This is a genomic window from Paraplanobispora siamensis (assembly GCF_016863175.1).
Lineage (GTDB): Bacteria > Actinomycetota > Actinomycetes > Streptosporangiales > Streptosporangiaceae > Planobispora > Planobispora siamensis.
In genome coordinates this window covers 22868-39140 of sequence record NZ_BOOJ01000032.1, presented here as the reverse complement: position 1 = coordinate 39140, position 16273 = coordinate 22868, and the positions used below count along the sequence as shown (strand labels likewise).

The 16273-nt window shown below is 71.6% G+C and carries 14 protein-coding genes and 1 pseudogene; 6 read left to right on the top strand and 9 right to left on the bottom strand.

Annotated elements, in window-relative coordinates; translation table 11 throughout:
* Positions 1-590: 590 nt before the first annotated feature.
* The 3 genes from Psi01_RS19145 to Psi01_RS19135 form a co-directional block, all read right to left on the bottom strand.
* Positions 591-1067, bottom strand: coding sequence for an Lrp/AsnC family transcriptional regulator (locus tag Psi01_RS19145; protein ID WP_204065405.1), 477 nt, complete (start codon positions 1065-1067; stop codon positions 591-593).
* 81 nt (positions 1068-1148) lie between these two features.
* Positions 1149-2174 carry an ROK family protein gene (locus Psi01_RS19140; protein WP_204065404.1) on the bottom strand — a complete coding sequence of 342 codons (1026 nt, stop codon included), beginning with the start codon at positions 2172-2174 and terminating at the stop codon, positions 1149-1151.
* An 86-nt stretch (positions 2175-2260) separates the two neighbouring features.
* Entirely contained in the window at positions 2261-3187 is a 927-nt protein-coding gene (locus Psi01_RS19135) for an SMP-30/gluconolactonase/LRE family protein (RefSeq protein ID WP_204065403.1), read from the bottom strand.
* 210 nt (positions 3188-3397) lie between these two features.
* Between Psi01_RS19135 and Psi01_RS19130 the strand changes: the two genes are divergently transcribed.
* The 3 genes and pseudogenes from Psi01_RS19130 to Psi01_RS19120 all read left to right on the top strand — a co-directional run bounded on the left by Psi01_RS19130 (position 3398) and on the right by Psi01_RS19120 (position 5769).
* A complete protein-coding gene (locus Psi01_RS19130) occupies positions 3398-3751 on the top strand; it encodes a hypothetical protein (protein ID WP_204065402.1) in 354 nt (117 codons plus the stop codon).
* A gap of 109 nt (positions 3752-3860) precedes the next feature.
* Positions 3861-4670 carry a DUF4158 domain-containing protein gene (locus Psi01_RS19125; protein WP_204065401.1) on the top strand — a complete coding sequence of 270 codons (810 nt, stop codon included), beginning with the start codon at positions 3861-3863 and terminating at the stop codon, positions 4668-4670.
* 68 nt (positions 4671-4738) lie between these two features.
* Positions 4739-5769, top strand: a pseudogene (locus tag Psi01_RS19120) (IS5 family transposase).
* 234 nt (positions 5770-6003) lie between these two features.
* On the opposite strand, the gene Psi01_RS19115 reads toward Psi01_RS19120, so the two are convergent.
* Entirely contained in the window at positions 6004-6819 is an 816-nt protein-coding gene (locus Psi01_RS19115) for a hypothetical protein (RefSeq protein ID WP_204065400.1), read from the bottom strand.
* Between the two features lie 225 nt (positions 6820-7044).
* Positions 7045-7548 (bottom strand): hypothetical protein, encoded by a 504-nt coding sequence (locus Psi01_RS19110; protein ID WP_204065399.1) that lies wholly within the window; start codon positions 7546-7548, stop codon positions 7045-7047.
* A gap of 664 nt (positions 7549-8212) precedes the next feature.
* On the opposite strand from Psi01_RS19110, the gene Psi01_RS19105 reads away from it, so the two are divergent.
* Positions 8213-8419: a hypothetical protein gene (locus tag Psi01_RS19105; RefSeq protein ID WP_204065398.1), complete on the top strand. Its 207-nt coding sequence runs from the start codon at positions 8213-8215 to the stop codon at positions 8417-8419.
* Positions 8420-8624: 205 nt separating this feature from the next.
* On the opposite strand, the gene Psi01_RS19100 is transcribed toward Psi01_RS19105, so the two are convergent.
* From Psi01_RS19100 to Psi01_RS19090, 3 genes are all read right to left on the bottom strand, one after another.
* A complete protein-coding gene (locus Psi01_RS19100; RefSeq protein WP_204065397.1) occupies positions 8625-8948 on the bottom strand; it encodes a hypothetical protein in 324 nt (107 codons plus the stop codon).
* Between the two features lie 95 nt (positions 8949-9043).
* Positions 9044-10195, bottom strand: coding sequence for an acyl-CoA dehydrogenase family protein (locus Psi01_RS19095; protein ID WP_204065396.1), 1152 nt, complete (start codon positions 10193-10195; stop codon positions 9044-9046).
* A gap of 137 nt (positions 10196-10332) precedes the next feature.
* The gene (locus Psi01_RS19090) at positions 10333-11448 is read right to left on the bottom strand and encodes a M24 family metallopeptidase (RefSeq protein WP_204065395.1); all 1116 of its coding nucleotides are present in this window, start codon (positions 11446-11448) and stop codon (positions 10333-10335) included.
* A 235-nt stretch (positions 11449-11683) separates the two neighbouring features.
* Here Psi01_RS19090 and Psi01_RS19085 point away from each other — a divergent pair, with 235 nt between their 5' ends.
* The gene (locus Psi01_RS19085; protein ID WP_239127835.1) at positions 11684-12571 is read left to right on the top strand and encodes a PP2C family protein-serine/threonine phosphatase; all 888 of its coding nucleotides are present in this window, start codon (positions 11684-11686) and stop codon (positions 12569-12571) included.
* A 66-nt stretch (positions 12572-12637) separates the two neighbouring features.
* On the top strand, positions 12638-13543 hold the full coding sequence (locus Psi01_RS19080) for a 5'-3' exonuclease (protein ID WP_204065393.1): 906 nt from the start codon (positions 12638-12640) through the stop codon (positions 13541-13543).
* A gap of 27 nt (positions 13544-13570) precedes the next feature.
* On the opposite strand, the gene Psi01_RS19075 is transcribed toward Psi01_RS19080, so the two are convergent.
* Positions 13571-16228 carry a CHAT domain-containing protein gene (locus Psi01_RS19075; protein ID WP_204065392.1) on the bottom strand — a complete coding sequence of 886 codons (2658 nt, stop codon included), beginning with the start codon at positions 16226-16228 and terminating at the stop codon, positions 13571-13573.
* Positions 16229-16273: the final 45 nt, after the last annotated feature.

Genomic DNA, 16273 nt, shown 5'->3' with positions numbered 1-16273 from the left:
CGCCCGGAGCGGTGACACGACCGCTCCGCGAAAGGAGGCTGTCATGGATTGGCCGACAGCGATCGTCATCGTCGCAGCGATCATCGCCCTGATGGTCATCATCACGTCGCTCATCGCCCGCCCGAAGAGGTGACCCCCACCCGGGCCGTCCCCACGGTCCGGGTGCCGCCCACCCGTGAAGCACGTCCCCAGTGAGCCGGGTGTCACCCACCCAAGCTGCGCCCCGACGCAGACGGTCCAGCACAGACGGTCCAGGCGGCTGCTCTGCCGTACCCGGTCACGTGCCCTTGGACGTGACGCTCCGGCCCACCGGCACCGGAATCCATCCTCGCCTTCCCCGTGAACGACCGGCCATGAGCAACCCGTCGTCGCCCCAGGCGCTCCTCTGCCCACCGGTGCCCGGCTGATGTCCGTCCCCCTCAGGAGCTCATACTCGAGGACCCACAGCTCGCGCGAGTGTTTCAGGCGGGGAAGCTCCGCCTCCACCAAGGCCCGCGCCCGATCGCGCGCAGTACCTGCTCAGCCCGACCCTGTTCCCGATCGAGGCGCCGTCCGACTCCGGCTGAGAAGCGCCGTCAGGCCGCGGCGCCTCAGTGCTTCTCCGGCTCCGGCTCGGCCTCGGCGTCGATCAGGTCCGGGGGCCGGTGTTCGTACGGCGTGCTGAGGACGACCGTGGTGCGGGTGGAGACGTTGGCCGCCACGCGGATCTGGCTGAGCAGCTCCTCGAGGGCGCTGGGCGAGGACACGCGCACCTTGAGGATGTAGCTCTCGTCGCCCGCGACGCTGTGGCAGGCCTCGATGGCGCTCAGGTGGGCCAGCCGTACGGGGGCGTCGTCGGCGGCGGCCGGGTCGATGGGCTTGATGGAGACGAACGCGGTGAGGGGGAGCCCGACCGCGTCGTAGTCCACCAGGGCCGCGTAACCCCGCACGACTCCGCGCCTCTCCAACCGGCGCACCCGCTGGTGCACCGCCGACACCGACAGCCCGGTCTCCCGGGCCAGGTCGGTGAAGCTCATCCGGCCGTCCTTGGCCAGCAACGTCACGATCCGGCGGTCGATCTCCTCCACCCGCCCAAGGTAGCGTGATACCGACCACCCCGTGACCCGGCCATGGTCACGATCCGGATCCGCCGCCCGCCCCGCGGGCGCTCAGCGGCCGGGCGCGTGGGCCAGGGCGGCCAGGGCCGCGCCCCGGGCTCCGGCCATGTCCAGGTCGCGGACCAGGGAGATGGTCGTCGCCTCGCGCTGCTCGGCGCGCAGGACGGTGTTCTCGCGGACCTTGTCCAGGAACCACTCGCGGAAGTGCGGCGCGGCCTCCACTACGCCGCCCCCGACGAAGTAGGCGTCGGGATCGGTGAAGTTGGCGGCGATCGTGAACAGCCGGCCCAGCGCCATCGCCTGCTGCTCGAAGACCTTCAGCGCCAGCTCGTCGCCGTTCTCGGCGTATCCCCGCAGCAGCTTGGCGGCCTTGCCGACGGGCTCGACCGCGGCGAGCTCGTGACCGGGGAAACGGCTCAGCCAGAACGGCAGCAGGTTGAGCTCGATCCCCGTCAGGGACGCCACGCTCTCGGCGTCGCCGACGAAGCCGCAGTTGCACCGGGGCAGGGGCTGGCCGTCCTCCAGGAGCCCGTGCAGCGGGATGTGGACGTGGCCGAGCTCCCCGGCCATGCCGGCGGCCCCCCTGACGACCAGTCCGGACTCGATGACCCCGCCGCCCAGCCCGGTGCCCACGATCGCCGAGATCGAGGAGCGCTCGGCGGCCGCGATCCCGAAGTGCAGGTGGTGGGCGTACAGCGCCGCGGCGTTGCCGTCGTTGTTGTAGACGACCGGGATCCCCAGGCGGGCCTCCAGCGCTCCGCGGAAGTCGAACCCGCGCCAGCCCGGGTGACCGAAGTTGGTGCCCCCCTTGGAGGAGATGACCCCGTTCGCGCTGGCCGGGCCGGGGGTGTCCAGCCCCACGGCCCGGACCTGGGCCCTGGTCGCCCCGACGTGTTCGAGCACGTTGTCGAACGCCTGCTCGAGCGCCGGGATCGCGACCTCCGGCCCCTGCCGCACGAAACTCGGGTTCTCCACCAAGGTGTCGACCAGGAAGCGCCCCGAGGAGTCGATCACGGTGGCGTTGTTGGCGGTTCCACCGTTGTCCAGGCCGACGACGAGCCAAGTGTCCACAGTCATGGCCCAATATTGCCCGATCAGGCCCCGCAAAAGGCGATCACGGGAAGGGGATTTCCGGCCCGTTCACCGCCGGGGATCCGGCCCGCTCACCGCCTGGGGATGGAGACCGCGGTGTACGGGGTCGTCGGGGTGGGCGGGGTGGTGAACCGGGCGTTGGGGAGATAGAGCCGGTCGCCGAACGCCCCCACCGTGGTCGGCACGTCGAAGTCCGGATCGGTCAGCCGGTCGACGACCCGGCCCGAGGACCCGTCGCGGCTGATGTGGATCACAGCCACCGTGTTGAGGCGGTTCTGCACGACGTACAGCGTGCGGCCGATCAGCAGCAGCCCGTCCCCGTTGGTCAGCGTCTCCCCGCCCAGGTCCACGCGCGTGGTGGCGCCGGTGGCGGGGTTCACGCGGAACAGCGTGCCGGTGTTGGACTGCACGATGAGCAGCGACCTGCCGTCGGGCGTCTCGGCGATGCCGTTGGCGTTGACGCCGGTGCCGTACACGATGTCGCCGATGAGCGGCAGGCGCACCGCCTCGTCGGGCAGGCTCCCGTGGCGCCCGAGGGGCAGCCGGTACAGGACGGGGTTGGTCGAGTCGGTGAACCAGGCCGCCCGGCCGGTCAGGACCACGTCGTTGACGAAGGACGCGCCGGTGGCCAGGGTGTAGGACCTGATCACCTCGCCGGTGCGGATGTCGACCACCCGCGCGTTCCCGGCGGTGCCGCCGGAGACGAACAGCCGCCCCCTCTTGTCGGTCTTGAGCCCGAGCGACGGCGTGCCCGGCCCCTTGCTGATGATCTTCCCCTTGCCGGTCCGCAGGTCGGCGCGGTAGATGTCGCCGGTGGCGCGCGACCCGAAGTAGGCCGCCGGCCCGGGACCGGTGGCGATCCCCTCCGGTTGGAACCCGTCGGGCAGCGGGAAGACCTCGGGGAACGGAGCCGCGCCGTCGGCCTGCGCGGTCGCGGGCACGCCCAGAAGAACGAGAAGCAGCGTGGATAACACGGTGATGACGGCTCGTGTTCTCATACGATCACCTTCTCCGCTCGTCCCCCGCCGCGGAAGGTCCGCTCCGCCTCTCCCAGGACTTTCCCAGGAAGGACTTTCCCCGCGTCGGAAGAGTCCCCGATCCCGGCCGAGACTGGGGAATTCCCCGGGCCGGTCCCCGAAGCCCTCCGGCAGGACATGGCTACAGCATCGATGTCAGACATATCCACTCCTACCTGTCAGGAGATCGACATGCCGGAACAGAGCCAGCAGTCCGACGTGGCGCTCAAGTTCGAACAGGCATCGGCGGAGCTGGTCATCCAGGACGTCTCCCGGCCCGGCCTGCCGCAGCAGCTCATGGAGGTGGTCACCCAGGCGAGCATCAGCTCGTTCACCGGCCGGATCGCCTTCGCCGGCCAGAACTCCAGCGGGAACCACTCCGTCCAGTTCAACGACGAGAACGCCAACACCGGTTACTCCTCGACCTGGCCGCAGTGGGCCTTCGAACTGGCCAAGGCGGCCCTGCTCGGCAACAAGCGCGTGTGGATCCTGTCCAACGGATCGCCCTTCGGCAACAACCTGGTGAGCGTGCTCATCCTCGCTTGAAGGCCCGCGAGGAGGATGAGTGCAGGAATTAGCGGTAGTTGGCTGATCTTCGTTTCGGTTCGGTGACGAAGCGGGTTTGCCCGGATGAGGGGTCGTACGTTCCGGGGTCATGCCTTTCGTCGCTGAGCAGCTCGGTGTGGCTCCGGAGGAGTTCGCCGAGTACGGACAGCGTCAGCAGAGGGTGTACGAACACGCGTGGGAGATCCGCGAGTTGCTGCGCTACCGAGACTTCGCCGAAGGAGAGGACGGACTGCGTCGCTTTGTGGCGGCGCGGGTGTGGTCGACGACCCGGCCACCGCGCCGTGACAAGCCCCGTCTCGGTTACCGTCTGCGGTTGCGACAAACTGAGGACATGACCGAGGTGCGACCCGCTCCGAATGCCGACGCGGCTCGATGGCTGCTCCGCACTGATGTCGATTGGTGGGATCTTGTCCGCTACGGCCCACCAGGCTTCGATGCGTATGTGCGTATCGCCTTTGCCCATGGGGTGCAGGATGTCGACCCGCAGGGAGAAGATCGCGCCGTTCGCGTGGCACTGGCGGCTCTCGCGACATGCACGGCCACGCCTTCCAGCGGATACGCGGCGATCTGGGAGGGGTGGGGCGGGCACCCGCCGGCTCCCGAAGCGCCGCGGGTGGACATTCCTCATCGGGAGATGCTGCTGTTCACCGGCCCTGTCGACGTACTGAGCGACGCGCCCGCCCTCGCCTGGTACGGCTCTGCACTGGGCTATCAAGACCCCCACCTCGTATGGCCCGAAGATCAAGCCTGGTGCCTGGCCTGCGAGGTCGACGAGGAGATCGAGTTCACCGTCGGATGTTCCGTCGACGCGTCCCAGGCTCTGAGCAAAGCCCTGCCCGGTGCTGTTCGACGGGTGCACTACGGAGAGCCGGCACCGATGTACCTCGACCCGGCCTAGGAACTGTTCGAGGTTCGGATCTAGGTGTGGCCCGGTGGCGGACCGGTGGCGGCTGGTAGAACTCGGACGTGGCGCGCTTTGATGTGACGGATGCCGAGTGGGCGTTGATCGAGCCGCATCTACCGGTGGCGGCTACCGGGCCGCTGCCGCGGCGGGTGCGGGATCAGTTCAACGGGATCTTGTGGCGTTTTCGCACCGGGTCCGGCTGGCGTGATGTCCCCGAACGCTATGGGCCCTGGTCCACGCTGTATTCCCGGTTCAACGGCTGGGCCAAGGCCGGGGTGTTCCAAGGGTTGATGGACGCGTTGATTGCCGAGGCGGCATCGCGCGGGCAGGTCGGGCTGGAGCTGGTCAGCGTGGATTCCACGATCGTGCGGGCCCATCAGGAGTCGGCCGGGCTGGCCGTGGCCGGCGAGACGCTGGATGCGCTGGAGCAGGCGCTGACCGAGGAAAAGGGGGCTGCGCTGGAGCAGCAGCCGCCGGTGCTGCGGGTGATGCGCCACCGACCGTACCCAGCACGGACGGCAGGAACGGTCCGGACGCGTCGTCGGACCACGATCGCGCCGCCACGCGGCGACGCCGCAGGGCCCGGGCCACGGCTGCCGGGCTCGGCCGATCCCGAGGCGGGCTGAGCAGCAAGGTCCATGCCGCGGTCGAGGCCCGAGGGCTGCCGCTGGTGTTCGTGCTCACGCCCGGCCAGGCCGCCGACTGCCCGCAGTTCATCGCCGTCATGGACACAATCCGCGTTCCCGGTCCGGTCGGCCGGCCCCGCACCCGGCCGGACGCGGTCGCCGCGGATAAGGCGTACTCCTCCCGCGCCAACCGCGCCTACCTGAGGAAACGTCACGTCAAGGCGGTCATCCCGGAGAAGAAGGACCAGGCCGCCAACCGCAGGAAGAAGGGCAGCCGGGGCGGCCGGCCCGTCGGCTACGACAGCGATCTCTACAAGGAGCGCAACACCGTTGAACGCTGCTTCCAGAAGATCAAGACCTGGCGGGGTCTGGCGACCCGCTACGACAAGGCCCCGGAAAGCTACGAGGCCGGGCTCTATCTCCGAGGCTCGGTCATGTGGCTGAGGCTCCTCACCTCAACCACATGATCCGAACCTCGAACAGCTCCTAGCACCGGCAGCCCTCGCACATCGGCACGAGAGTGCGTCGATCGCGTCAGGGACATCTGACCGACGTCACGGAATGTCACCAGACATCGCCGCCATCTACGACGTGGAAGGGGCTTGAGCAGCAGCCGAACATGTCTCCCCAGCCGCCAGGTAGCAGAGCGAAGGATCAACCTTGGGTTCGGGCCGTGCGCTCGTCGGAGGCTTCGGTGGCGCTCACTGCGGCCGAACGGCGACCGCATCGGCGGAGAGCGTGACCTCGACGGTGATGTGCGGATTGTCCAGCTGCGGGAGCTGAAGCCCGCGCTTGAACTTCTCGGCATCGTCCGGCATCGCCTTCGGCTGAACTGTGACCTTGACTTGGCCGGTCTCCTCATCTGAGTGCGCCATCATCGTGGCCACCTCAGGACGGGATCGGAGCCGGGAGACGACCGTGTCCTGGGCCCGCTGGAGCTCCGAGGCCGAGAATCCCTTGCCGCCGATCAGGGTGACCTCCATGGGGAGGGTCCTGGCCAGCTCGATCGCGCGAGTCGGGATGGGCCCCTTGAAGCCGACGCGCAGCCCCTGCTGGTCGTCGTCGACGTATCTGACGCCGGAGATCTCGTCAGGGAACTCCTTGTTAAGTTTGTCGATCACCCGGCTGTTGGACGACTGTGAGCCGAAGCGGTCGATGGCCTCCTCGTAGGAGATGCCCTCCGATTCGGCGATGGCCCCGAGGCCGGCCAGCTCGGCGTAGGGAATGCCGTCGATCGCCACGTCCGGGTCGGTCACCGCAGGGTCGTACCCCTCGAAGTCCGTCGGCTCGGGTGACGCGGTAGCAGCCACCCGGGCCGCGTACCGCTTGACGACCTCCTCCAGGGACCGGCCCGAGGACGCCGCCTCCCGCTTGAGCCGCTCCAGGGTGGGCCGATGCGCTTTGGGCTGATCGGCCCGCGGCAACACGATCGTCTCGGTCCCGGCCACAGTGGACACCGGGCCGGCACCAGACTGGCCGCAGGCGCTCAACGACGCGAGCAACGCGATGACGGTCAAACGCGATCTCCTCCCATCAGAGGGACGCGCCACCGGCCTGGAGGGTTCATCCAGGCACCCCGTCCAGTACGGCGAAGCCCGTTCATCAGAGTGCGCCTCCCATGCATGGTTCTACGAACGGGTTCCGGTACCAGGTACGCACGACCAGCGGTACCACGTCGTTGACGCTGATTTTTTGTTCAGTGGGGCTTGGTACCGTCTCATCGTTGGCGAGGGGGCCTCGGCCTATCGTCCTGGAACCGGTGCGGACGCCTGCCAACGGAGCAGGCTGACGGCCGCGGCAGCCGCGAGGGCGAGACGCACCGCATTGCCTGCCTCCCACATCACGATCGCGGTGTGCACATCGGACACGCTCGCCGCAGGATCGCGGAACGTCGGATTGACAGCGCTGACCAGGATCCCGGTACCGGCGGCCGCGATCGTGATGAGAGCACTGGCGCCCAGCACGGCACGTCCAGGGCGGTACGGATCCCGGTAGACGCGAATGACCAGCGTCCAGGCGAGCGCGAGCAGAGCGACGCCCGTCGGCACGAAATAGAACACGGGACTGCCTGGCTGGAATTCGCCGGGGAGCGACCCGGGCGGCAGGCGCCACAGCCACGGCACCACCACGATGGCCTCGTATAGGTTGCCGAATCCCCACCAGGCGATCAATACGAGCACCGCGCCGACGTGCGCGCGGTATCGGCGAGCCGGAGCGCCGATGGCGAGCTGGCGTACCGAATCCACGAAGTCCTCCTTGAGGGCTCCCGCACTCCGACTCGTTCCAGCTAATTCATCATGCAATGAACTCTCGATGCAGACCATACATCACAAGCCCGACATCGACGAAGGACTGTGGGATGCATTCCCGGGCACACCTCCTCGATCTTGTAGGAGAAGCGGACCATCAGCGTGGGCTGCTGCTTGCGCCGAGGGCAGCGCGGCATGTCCATGTGAAGCGCCCGGAGGCGGAGTCGAGAACGAATGACCTGAACGGGCGGCGAGCCTGACGGCCTTGTCCGTGCTCGCCGGCGAGGGCGGCGCGTGATACCGGAAGCCGTTCGCGATCAAACTCTTTATCGGACCTGCACCTGGCACCAGAACCGGCTGAACTTGGCTCCCAAAGTCGTGCGTAGAACCACCCATGCAGGCCTTGCGCGCCCACCATAAGACAGCCCTCCGTTACAAACGTGTCGATAGCCCCGAAGAGGGCTTGATCGCGCTTGGCGCCTTCTCTGGATGTCGGAATCAGAAGGTTTCCCGACGTCTCGCCGAACCCGCCCCGCACCGCCCAGAAAACCGGACACCAGAGATGAAAGCACACCCCGAGCGGTCGCTTTCAAGCTCGGATTGACGACCGGATTTCCCGATGGGGAGAAGAGCTCATCGCCCTTTCCCCGGGGAGCCTTCGGTGCGGATCGTCTACTCGCGGGTGTCCACCGCGGCCCAGTCCCTGCTGTGCCAGCGCCACATCCTCACCGAGGCCCGCCTCCTCGTGCGGACCGGAGGCTTCGCCGAGGGGTTCCGCCCGGCCGACGGGGTGCTGCTGTTTGAGGACCCGGCCACCACCTCGAAGATCCCCGCGCTGGCCGGCCTCCTGCCCGACCAGCCGACCTGACCGGGCTCGTCACCGAACCGACACCGGGCTCAGTCCGCCACCGCTAATTCCTGTACCAATCCTCCTCACGGGCCGATCCGGTCGAGCAGGCGGGGCCACAGGGTCACGGCGCCGCCTGCCGATGCGGGGAGCAGACCTTGTCAGACATGGCCGGGACACTAATGATCGTCTCCGACGATCTTGCGGTCCGTGCCGGAGATCTCCGTCAGGTGGAGTGCCAGCGGTTGCGTGCGCGGATGGCGCCGCGGTGGTACAGGGCCCGGGCGGCGCGGCGGGCCAGCAGGTCGAGCTGGTCGTCGGTCAGCGAGATCGAGGTCTCGGCCAGCTCGGCGCGGACGATCCGGGTGACGTCCTCCAGGAGGGGCAGATCGTCCGGGTCCGGCGGCGCGGGCGCGATCTCGCCCCGGTGCAGGGACCGGTCCGCCGGGTCGACCGCCACACCGCACACCCAGCAGACCGTCTCGGCCTCCAGGGCGGGATCGATGCGCGGACGGTGGTTGAAGACGAGCGTCACGGACATGTCGGTCACACCTCACCACCAGGGTAACCGGACGCTCCTGAAATGCCCCGGCCTGTCCGTCGGCGACCCGGGCCGGGCTCACCGCGCAGGCCGGGACCGGGACGTCAGCGGTCGCTCTTGGCGATGGCGCGGCCGATGACCAGGCGCTGGACCTGGTTGGTGCCCTCGACGATCTGCAGGACCTTGGCCTCACGCATGTAGCGCTCGACCGGGAAGTCCTCCACGTAACCGTAGCCGCCGAGCACCTGAACGGCGTCGGTGGTGACCTTCATGCACACGTCGGTGGCGAACAGCTTGGCCATCGCCGCCTGCGTGCCGTACGGCCGGCCCGCGTCGCGGGCGCGGGCGGCCTCCAGGTAGAGGGCCCGGGCCGCGGTGATCTGGGTGGCCATGTCGGCCAGCATGAAGGACACGCCCTGGAAGTCGACGATGCGCGAGCCGAACTGGCTGCGCTCCCTGGCGTAGGAGGAGGCCGCCTCGAACGCGGCCTGCGCCACGCCGACGGCGCAGGCGGCGATGCCGAGCCTGCCGCCGTCCAAGGCGGCCATCGCGATGCGGAAGCCCTCACCCTCGGCGCCCACCAGCGCCTCGGGCGCCAGCCGTACCCCGTCGAAGCGGACCTGGGCGGTCGGCGAGGACTTCATGCCCATCTTGCGCTCGGGCTCGCCGAACGACAGTCCCGGCGTCGTGGCGGGCACGTGGAAACAGGAGATGCCGCGCGCCCCGTCGGGGGAGGTGCGGGCCATGAGGGTGTAGAAGTCGGCGGCGCCGCCGTGGGTGATCCAGGCCTTCACCCCGTCCACGGCGTAGCCGTCGGCGTCGCGGACGGCCCTGGTCGTCAGGGCCGCGGCGTCGGAGCCGGAGTGGGGCTCCGACAGGCAGTAGGCGCCCAGCAGCTCGCCGCCGAGCATCGCCGGGAGCAGCTCCTCGCGCTGGGCGTCGGTGCCGTAGGCGGCGACCGGGAAGCACGACAGGGTGTGCACCGACAGTCCCAGCCCGACCGCCAGCCAGCCCGCCGCCAGCTCCTCGATCACCTGGAGGTAGACCTCGTACGGCTGCGCGGCCCCGCCGTGCTCCTCGGGGTACGGCAGGCCCAGCAGGCCCGCCGCGCCGAGAGTGGTGAACACCTCGCGGGGGAAGCGCCCGGCGGACTCGTCTGCCGCGGCCCGGGGCGCGACCTCCTTGCCGATCAGGTCACGGACCAGGTCCAGCAGGTCGTGGGCCTCGGGGGTGGGAAGGACACGCTCGACGGACATCTCCGCACACTCCAGGTCATGGGCGTGGAACAGGGGCAACGGGGCGGCCGGGATCGCCGGCCACCCCGATTGTGGCATCCGGCGCCCGCTCCCCGATCCGCGCGGGGGCCGGTGCGGGCGCCGGGGCCTGCCAGGGCCTACACGACGACGAGATCGCGCGGGCGGTGGTTGACCCGCTCGCCGCCGTCCTCGGTGCAGACGAGGATGTCCTCGATGCGGGCGCCGTGCGCGCCGGGCATGTAGATGCCGGGCTCGACGGAGAAGGCGAAGCCGGGGGCCATCGGCTCGGTGTTGCCCGCCACGATGTAGGGCTCCTCGTGGGTCTCCAGGCCGATGCCGTGACCGGTGCGGTGGATGAAGTAGTCGCCGTAGCCCTCGGCGGCGATCACCTCGCGGGCGGCGGCGTCGATCTCCTCGCACGGCACTCCGGGCCGTACGGCGGCGCAGGCCGCCTCCTGGGCGCGCCGGAGCACCTCGTAGTACTTCGTGAAACCCGCCGGGGGCTCACCGATCGAGTAGACCCGCGTGGAGTCGGAGCAGTAGCCGCTGGGCATCTGGCCGCCGATGTCGACCACGATCGGCTCGCCGGCCTGGATGACCCGGTCGGACAGCTCGTGGTGCGGGCTGGCGCCGTTGGGGCCGGAGCCGACGATGACGAAGTCGACGGTCGCGTGCCCCGCGGCGAGGATGGCCTCGGCGATGTCCCTGCCGACCTCGCGCTCGGTCCGGCCCGCCTTCAGGAAGCCGGGCACCTGCGCGTGGACGGCGTCGATCGCGGCGCCCGCCTCACGCAGCGCGGCGACCTCGGCCGGGCTCTTGCGCATGCGCAGCCCGCGCAGGACGGTCCCGGCGAGCACCTGCTCGGCCCCGGGCAGCGCGTCACGGAAGCGCAGCGACTGCATCGCCCACATCCGGTCGGCCAGCCCGACCCTGCTCACCGCGCCCAGCCGGGCGGCGACCGCCGCGTAGGGGTCGTCCGTCTCCTCCCAGGCCACGAACTCGATGCCGAGCCGCGAGGCCGGGGAGTGCTCGGCCGCGGCCAGCTCCAGCCGCGGCACCATCAGGAAGGCCTCACCACGGGCGGGCAGCACGAGACAGGTCAGCCGCTCCAGCGGCAGCGCCTCGTATCCGGTCACGTAGCGCAGGTCGGGGCCGGGGGTCAGCAGCAGGGCGTCGAGGCCGGCCGCGGCGGTCGCCTCCTGGGCTGCGGCCAGGCGGGCGACGGGGTAAAGATCAGAGGACTCCTTTGTCACGGCACCAATCTAGTCCTCCGATCCGGCGCGGGCACCGGCGCGCCGGACCCGTCGCAGGAGGCAGGGGCGGGAAATGTTGTCGTCGGAGCGACGACGTCACTACACTCCGTGCAATGGCGCTCACATTTCGTCGACGGGCGTCTGCCGAAAAGCCCGAACCCGAATCCTGAGAGCGAGCTCCATGGTCGGCGTAGTGGGCGGCTCACAGCCACCCCTCCACCCACGAAACGACCTCGTGACCGATCCGGCCTCACCGGCCGCCGCCCGGACCCTGCGGCGGCCGCGTGACGAACCGGACGGCCGCGTGGTCGTCGAGAACATCCAGCTCACCGCGTTGCAGACACGCGCCGAGCACCCCCCGCCGGGCTCCTCCCGGTGGTTGCAGGACATCATCGACCAGGCGGCCGGTCAGCGGCACGTCAACGCCGCCCTGCGCGACGCGATCCTCCCCGGCCCCGGCACCGCCGTCGACCTGCCGCACGCCCGTGTCACGGTGCGCTACGTGCCGGCCGGGACGCTGGCCAGCCTCGGCGGCGACTGGTACGACGCCAGTTCCCTGCCCGACGGCCGGACGGTCCTGGCGGTCGGCGACGTCTCCGGGCACGGCCTGCCCGCGATCGCCAGGATGGCCCAGCTCCGCCACGCCCTGGTCGGCCTGGCCGTCACCGGCCGCCCGCCGGACCAACTCCTGACGTGGCTCAACGAGCTGGTCCTGCACCGCATGGCCGAGGCGACGGCGACCGCGGTCGTCGGCCATCTCGACCCGGCCACCCGGACGTTCACCTGGGGTCAGGCCGGGCATCCCGCGCCGATCCTGGTCCGCGACGGGGCCGCCGTCCAGCTCGACCCGCCCGCCGGGGTGCTGCTCGGCGCCGCCTCCGGCCTGGCCTACGAACGGACCAGTGTGCGCCTGCGCACGGGCGACCTGCTGCTGCTGTTCACCGACGGCCTGGTCGAGCGGCGCGCCCGCGACATCGACGAGGGTCTCGCGCTGGCCGTGGAGGCGGCGGCCCGGATCCGCCGCGACGACCTTGAGGGCGGGCTGGACCGCCTGGTGGAGGCGGCCGGCGGGCGCGCCCCGGAGGACGACACCTGCCTGCTCGCCGTCGACGTGCTCGGCTGATCCCCCCGGAGCCGGTCGGCTCCGGCCGGGCGGCGGATGTCGGTCCGGGTTGGTTCAATGAGGGCCATGTCCGGACTGATGATTCTCGACACGCCCTCGCTTTACTACCGCGCCTTCTACGGAGTGCCGGAGTCGGTGACCGCTCCCGACGGGATGCCGGTCAACGCGGTCCGCGGCCTGGTCGACATGATCGCCACGCTGGTCAGGGAGCACTCCCCCGACCGGCTGGCCGCCTGCATGGACGCCGACTGGCGGCCCGCCTTCCGGGTCGAGGCCATCCCGTCCTACAAGGCCCACCGGGTCGCGGCCGGCGGCGGGGAGGAGACCCCCGACACCCTGGCCCCCCAGGTGCCGGTCATCGAGCAGGTCCTCGACGCGGCGGGCATCGTCCGCGTCGAGGCCGCCGGCTACGAGGCCGACGACGTCATCGGCACCCTCACCGCGGGTTCGCCCGGAAGGGTGGACATCGTCACCGGTGACCGCGACCTGTTCCAGCTGGTGGATGACGCGCGACCGGTCCGGGTCCTTTACACAGTAAGGGGAATCAAGAACATCCAGCCCGTCGACGAGGCCGCCATCGCCGAGAAGTACGGCATCCCCGGCCGTTCCTACGCCGACTTCGCCGTCCTGCGCGGTGACCCCAGCGACGGCCTCCCCGGCGTCCCGGGGGTCGGCGAGAAGACCGCCGCGACGCTGATCAGCCGGTTCGGCTCGCTGGAGGCGCTGCTGGAGGCGGCGGAGACCGGCGGCGGCCTGACCGCGGGCCAGCGCTCCAAGATCACCGCCGCCGCCGACTATCTGGCCGTCGCCCCCGCCGTGGTCCGGGTGGTCTGCGACGTGCCGCTCCCCCGGATCGATCTCACCCTCCCCGCCGAGCCGCGCGATCCGCTGACCCTGCGGGCCCTGGGCAAGCAGTACGGCCTGGACGGGCCGCTCAAGCGCCTGGCCCAGGCGCTGTCCTGGAAGGACTGACCGCCGGGACCGATCGGCGCGGTCCGCTCAGACCGCGCCGATCGCGGAGAAGGACCAGCCCGTCGCCTGGTGGAGCGGGTCGCCGGGAAGCGCGCGGCGGGCGTCGCGCAACGCCTCGGCCAGGTCGCCGCCCTCGCGCAGCCGCCGGTGCAGGCCGAGCATCAGCGGCACGACGGCCTCGTCGTCGACTGGGACGATGCCCGCCACGATGCCCGCCGTACCGAGCGGGAGCAGGGCCGCGGCCAGGCCGAGCAGTTCCTCGGCCCCGACGGGCTCCAGGCGGCCGGAGTCGCAGCTGGACAGGACCATCCGGTACGGCGCGCGGCGCAGGCGCTCGAAGTCGTGCACGGTGAGCGGGCCGTCGTCCATGCGCAGGGAGGAGAACATCGGGCTGTCGGCGCGGAAGGTGCCGTGCGCGGCGACGTGGGCCAGCCGGCTGCCGTCCATGGCCGCCAGGACCTTCGGCACCGCCGCCTCCCCGTTCTCCAGCACCCGCGCCGACCCGTACAGGGCGGCCAGGCCCGGCACCTCGGCTCCCCCGGTCATCAGCCCGGGACCGCGGACCAGCACCACGCCCTCGGGCGGCGGCTCGATCCGGCACGCGCGGAGCCAGGCGTTCGCCGACGGTGAGACGCTGAGCACGCGGTCGCGCAGGGACGGCAGCAGCGCCCACGGCACGCCGTGCAGCCGCCCCGGCGGGACGACGACGACCCGCTCGCCGTCCAGGTGGCGTACGGCGGGGCCGAGCAGGAGCTCCTCCAGGCGTCGCCCGCCGGCCTCCAGCAGGGCCAGCCGGTCCCCGGGCTCGCGGTAGGCCAGGCGGCGCAGACCGGCCCGCGCGTGGGCCGCCTCGACGGCGGCCTCGGCCAGCGACCCGGCCCGGAACCTGCGCACCCGTCCGCGCCCGCACAGCAGCACGTGCACCTCGCCGTCGATGGCGACGATCTCGGCCAGCAGGGTCTCGCCGAGCCGTTCCAGCAGCTCCGGCACCCGGAAGGGCCACTCGCCCGCACCGAGGCCCGAACCCGCGCCCAAGCCCGGACCCGCGCCCGCCTCGCCGCGCATCCGCAGGGTGCGCGCGCGGATCTCCCGCTCCAGCCGGAGCTGCTCGCGCTCCAGCGACGGGATGGGCGTCCCCTGCGCCCGGGCCTCCTCCACCCGGTCGCTGACCGCGCGGAAGGCCGTCACGTCCCGCAGCAGCAGGGGGTCCTCCGGCGGGCGCGCGGGCGGGACGGCCAGCGCGGTGGCCCGCCAGCGCTCGCTCCACACCAGCAGCCGCCGGGAGTCACCGCGGCCGAGCACGACCCGCTGGGCCAGCAGCGCCAGCTCGGCCCCCTGCGCGGTCGCCCGGGTGCGCAGCTCCGAGGCGCCCAGCGTCATCCGGTGCTCGTCCAGCAGGTCCAGCCCGCGCCGGCAGGCCTCCAGCACGGCTCCGGTACGGCCCGCGGCCGCGGCCCGCAGCGCCTGGGCCACCCACCCGTCCACGCGGGCGAGCGCGGGACCGCGGCTCCGGCCCCGCGCGGCTGCGGCGAGGTGGCGTTCGGCCTCGCGGCGCCGCCCGAGGGCCAGCGCCGTACGGCCCGCGAGCAGGGCCGCCCGCACCGCGTCCGGTGAGCGCAGCTCCGCCAGCCGGGCCGCGACCTCGGCGGCGTCGCGCACCGAGCGCCCGTGGACCCTGCCGGTGGCCAGGCGGGCGTGCAGGAGCGTCAGCCGGGCGTGGGCGTGCCACCAACCGCGGCGCTGACGGGAGAACTGGCGGGCGGCGGCGGTGGCCCGGACGATCGCCGCCTCGGGGTCGCCCGCCGCGACGGCCGCCGACGCGGCGACCAGCAGGAGCTCGGCGCGCCGGGTGGCGTGCCCGCCCCTGCGGCGCAGCGACTCCGCGGCGGCGTCGGCCTCCTCCAGCGCCTCCCCCGCCAGACCGGCCGCCAGCAGGACCGCGCACCGCCGGATGGTCAGCATGATCATGGGGGTGCCCAGCAGCTCGTAGCGCCGGGCGGCCTCGTCGAAGTGGCGCAGCGCGGCGGGCAGGTCGCCCGAGCGGAAGGCCGCCAGCCCGCGGTTCTCCACGGCGTCGGCCTTGTCGTGCTCCTGGCCGGTGCCCGACCACAACAGCTCGGCGGCCAGCAGGTCGGTCTCGGCCCGCTCCACCGCCCCCACCGCCAGGTGGACGGTCCCGCGCAGGGTGAGCGCGCGGGCCGTCCAGATCGTGTCGCCCTCGCGGCGCAGGACGGGAAGGGCCCGGCGCAGGTCGGCGAGCACCTCGTGGTGGTCTCCCAGGACCCATCGGGCGTAGGCGCGGCGGAACAGGGTCCGGGCGCCGGTCAGGCCCTCGCCCAGCGCGACGGCCCGCTCCAGGGCGCCCAGCCCCTGCCGGGTGCGGCCCGCGTGGAGGAGGGCCACGCCCAGGGCCCCGAGCACGTCCGCCTCCCGGTCGGGTGACCCGGCGCGGGCGGCCAGGGCGCGGGCGCGCCGCAGGTGCCCGATCGCGACCGCCATGTCGCCGAAGTCGCGGTGCCACAGACCGATCACCTGGTGGGCCACGGAGGCGTCGTGGGCGGACGGACCCGCCGACAGCAGGTCCCGCGCGCGCTCCAGCGCCCGCTTCGGGCTGGCGAACAGCAGCGGGAGCAGGTCGAGGGAGTCGCCTGAAGAGCGCGGGTTCGGTGACCTTCCCGTCGCCACGGATCGATGTTAGACGTGGAAGGACGGGGCGTCCACGCCGTGCCG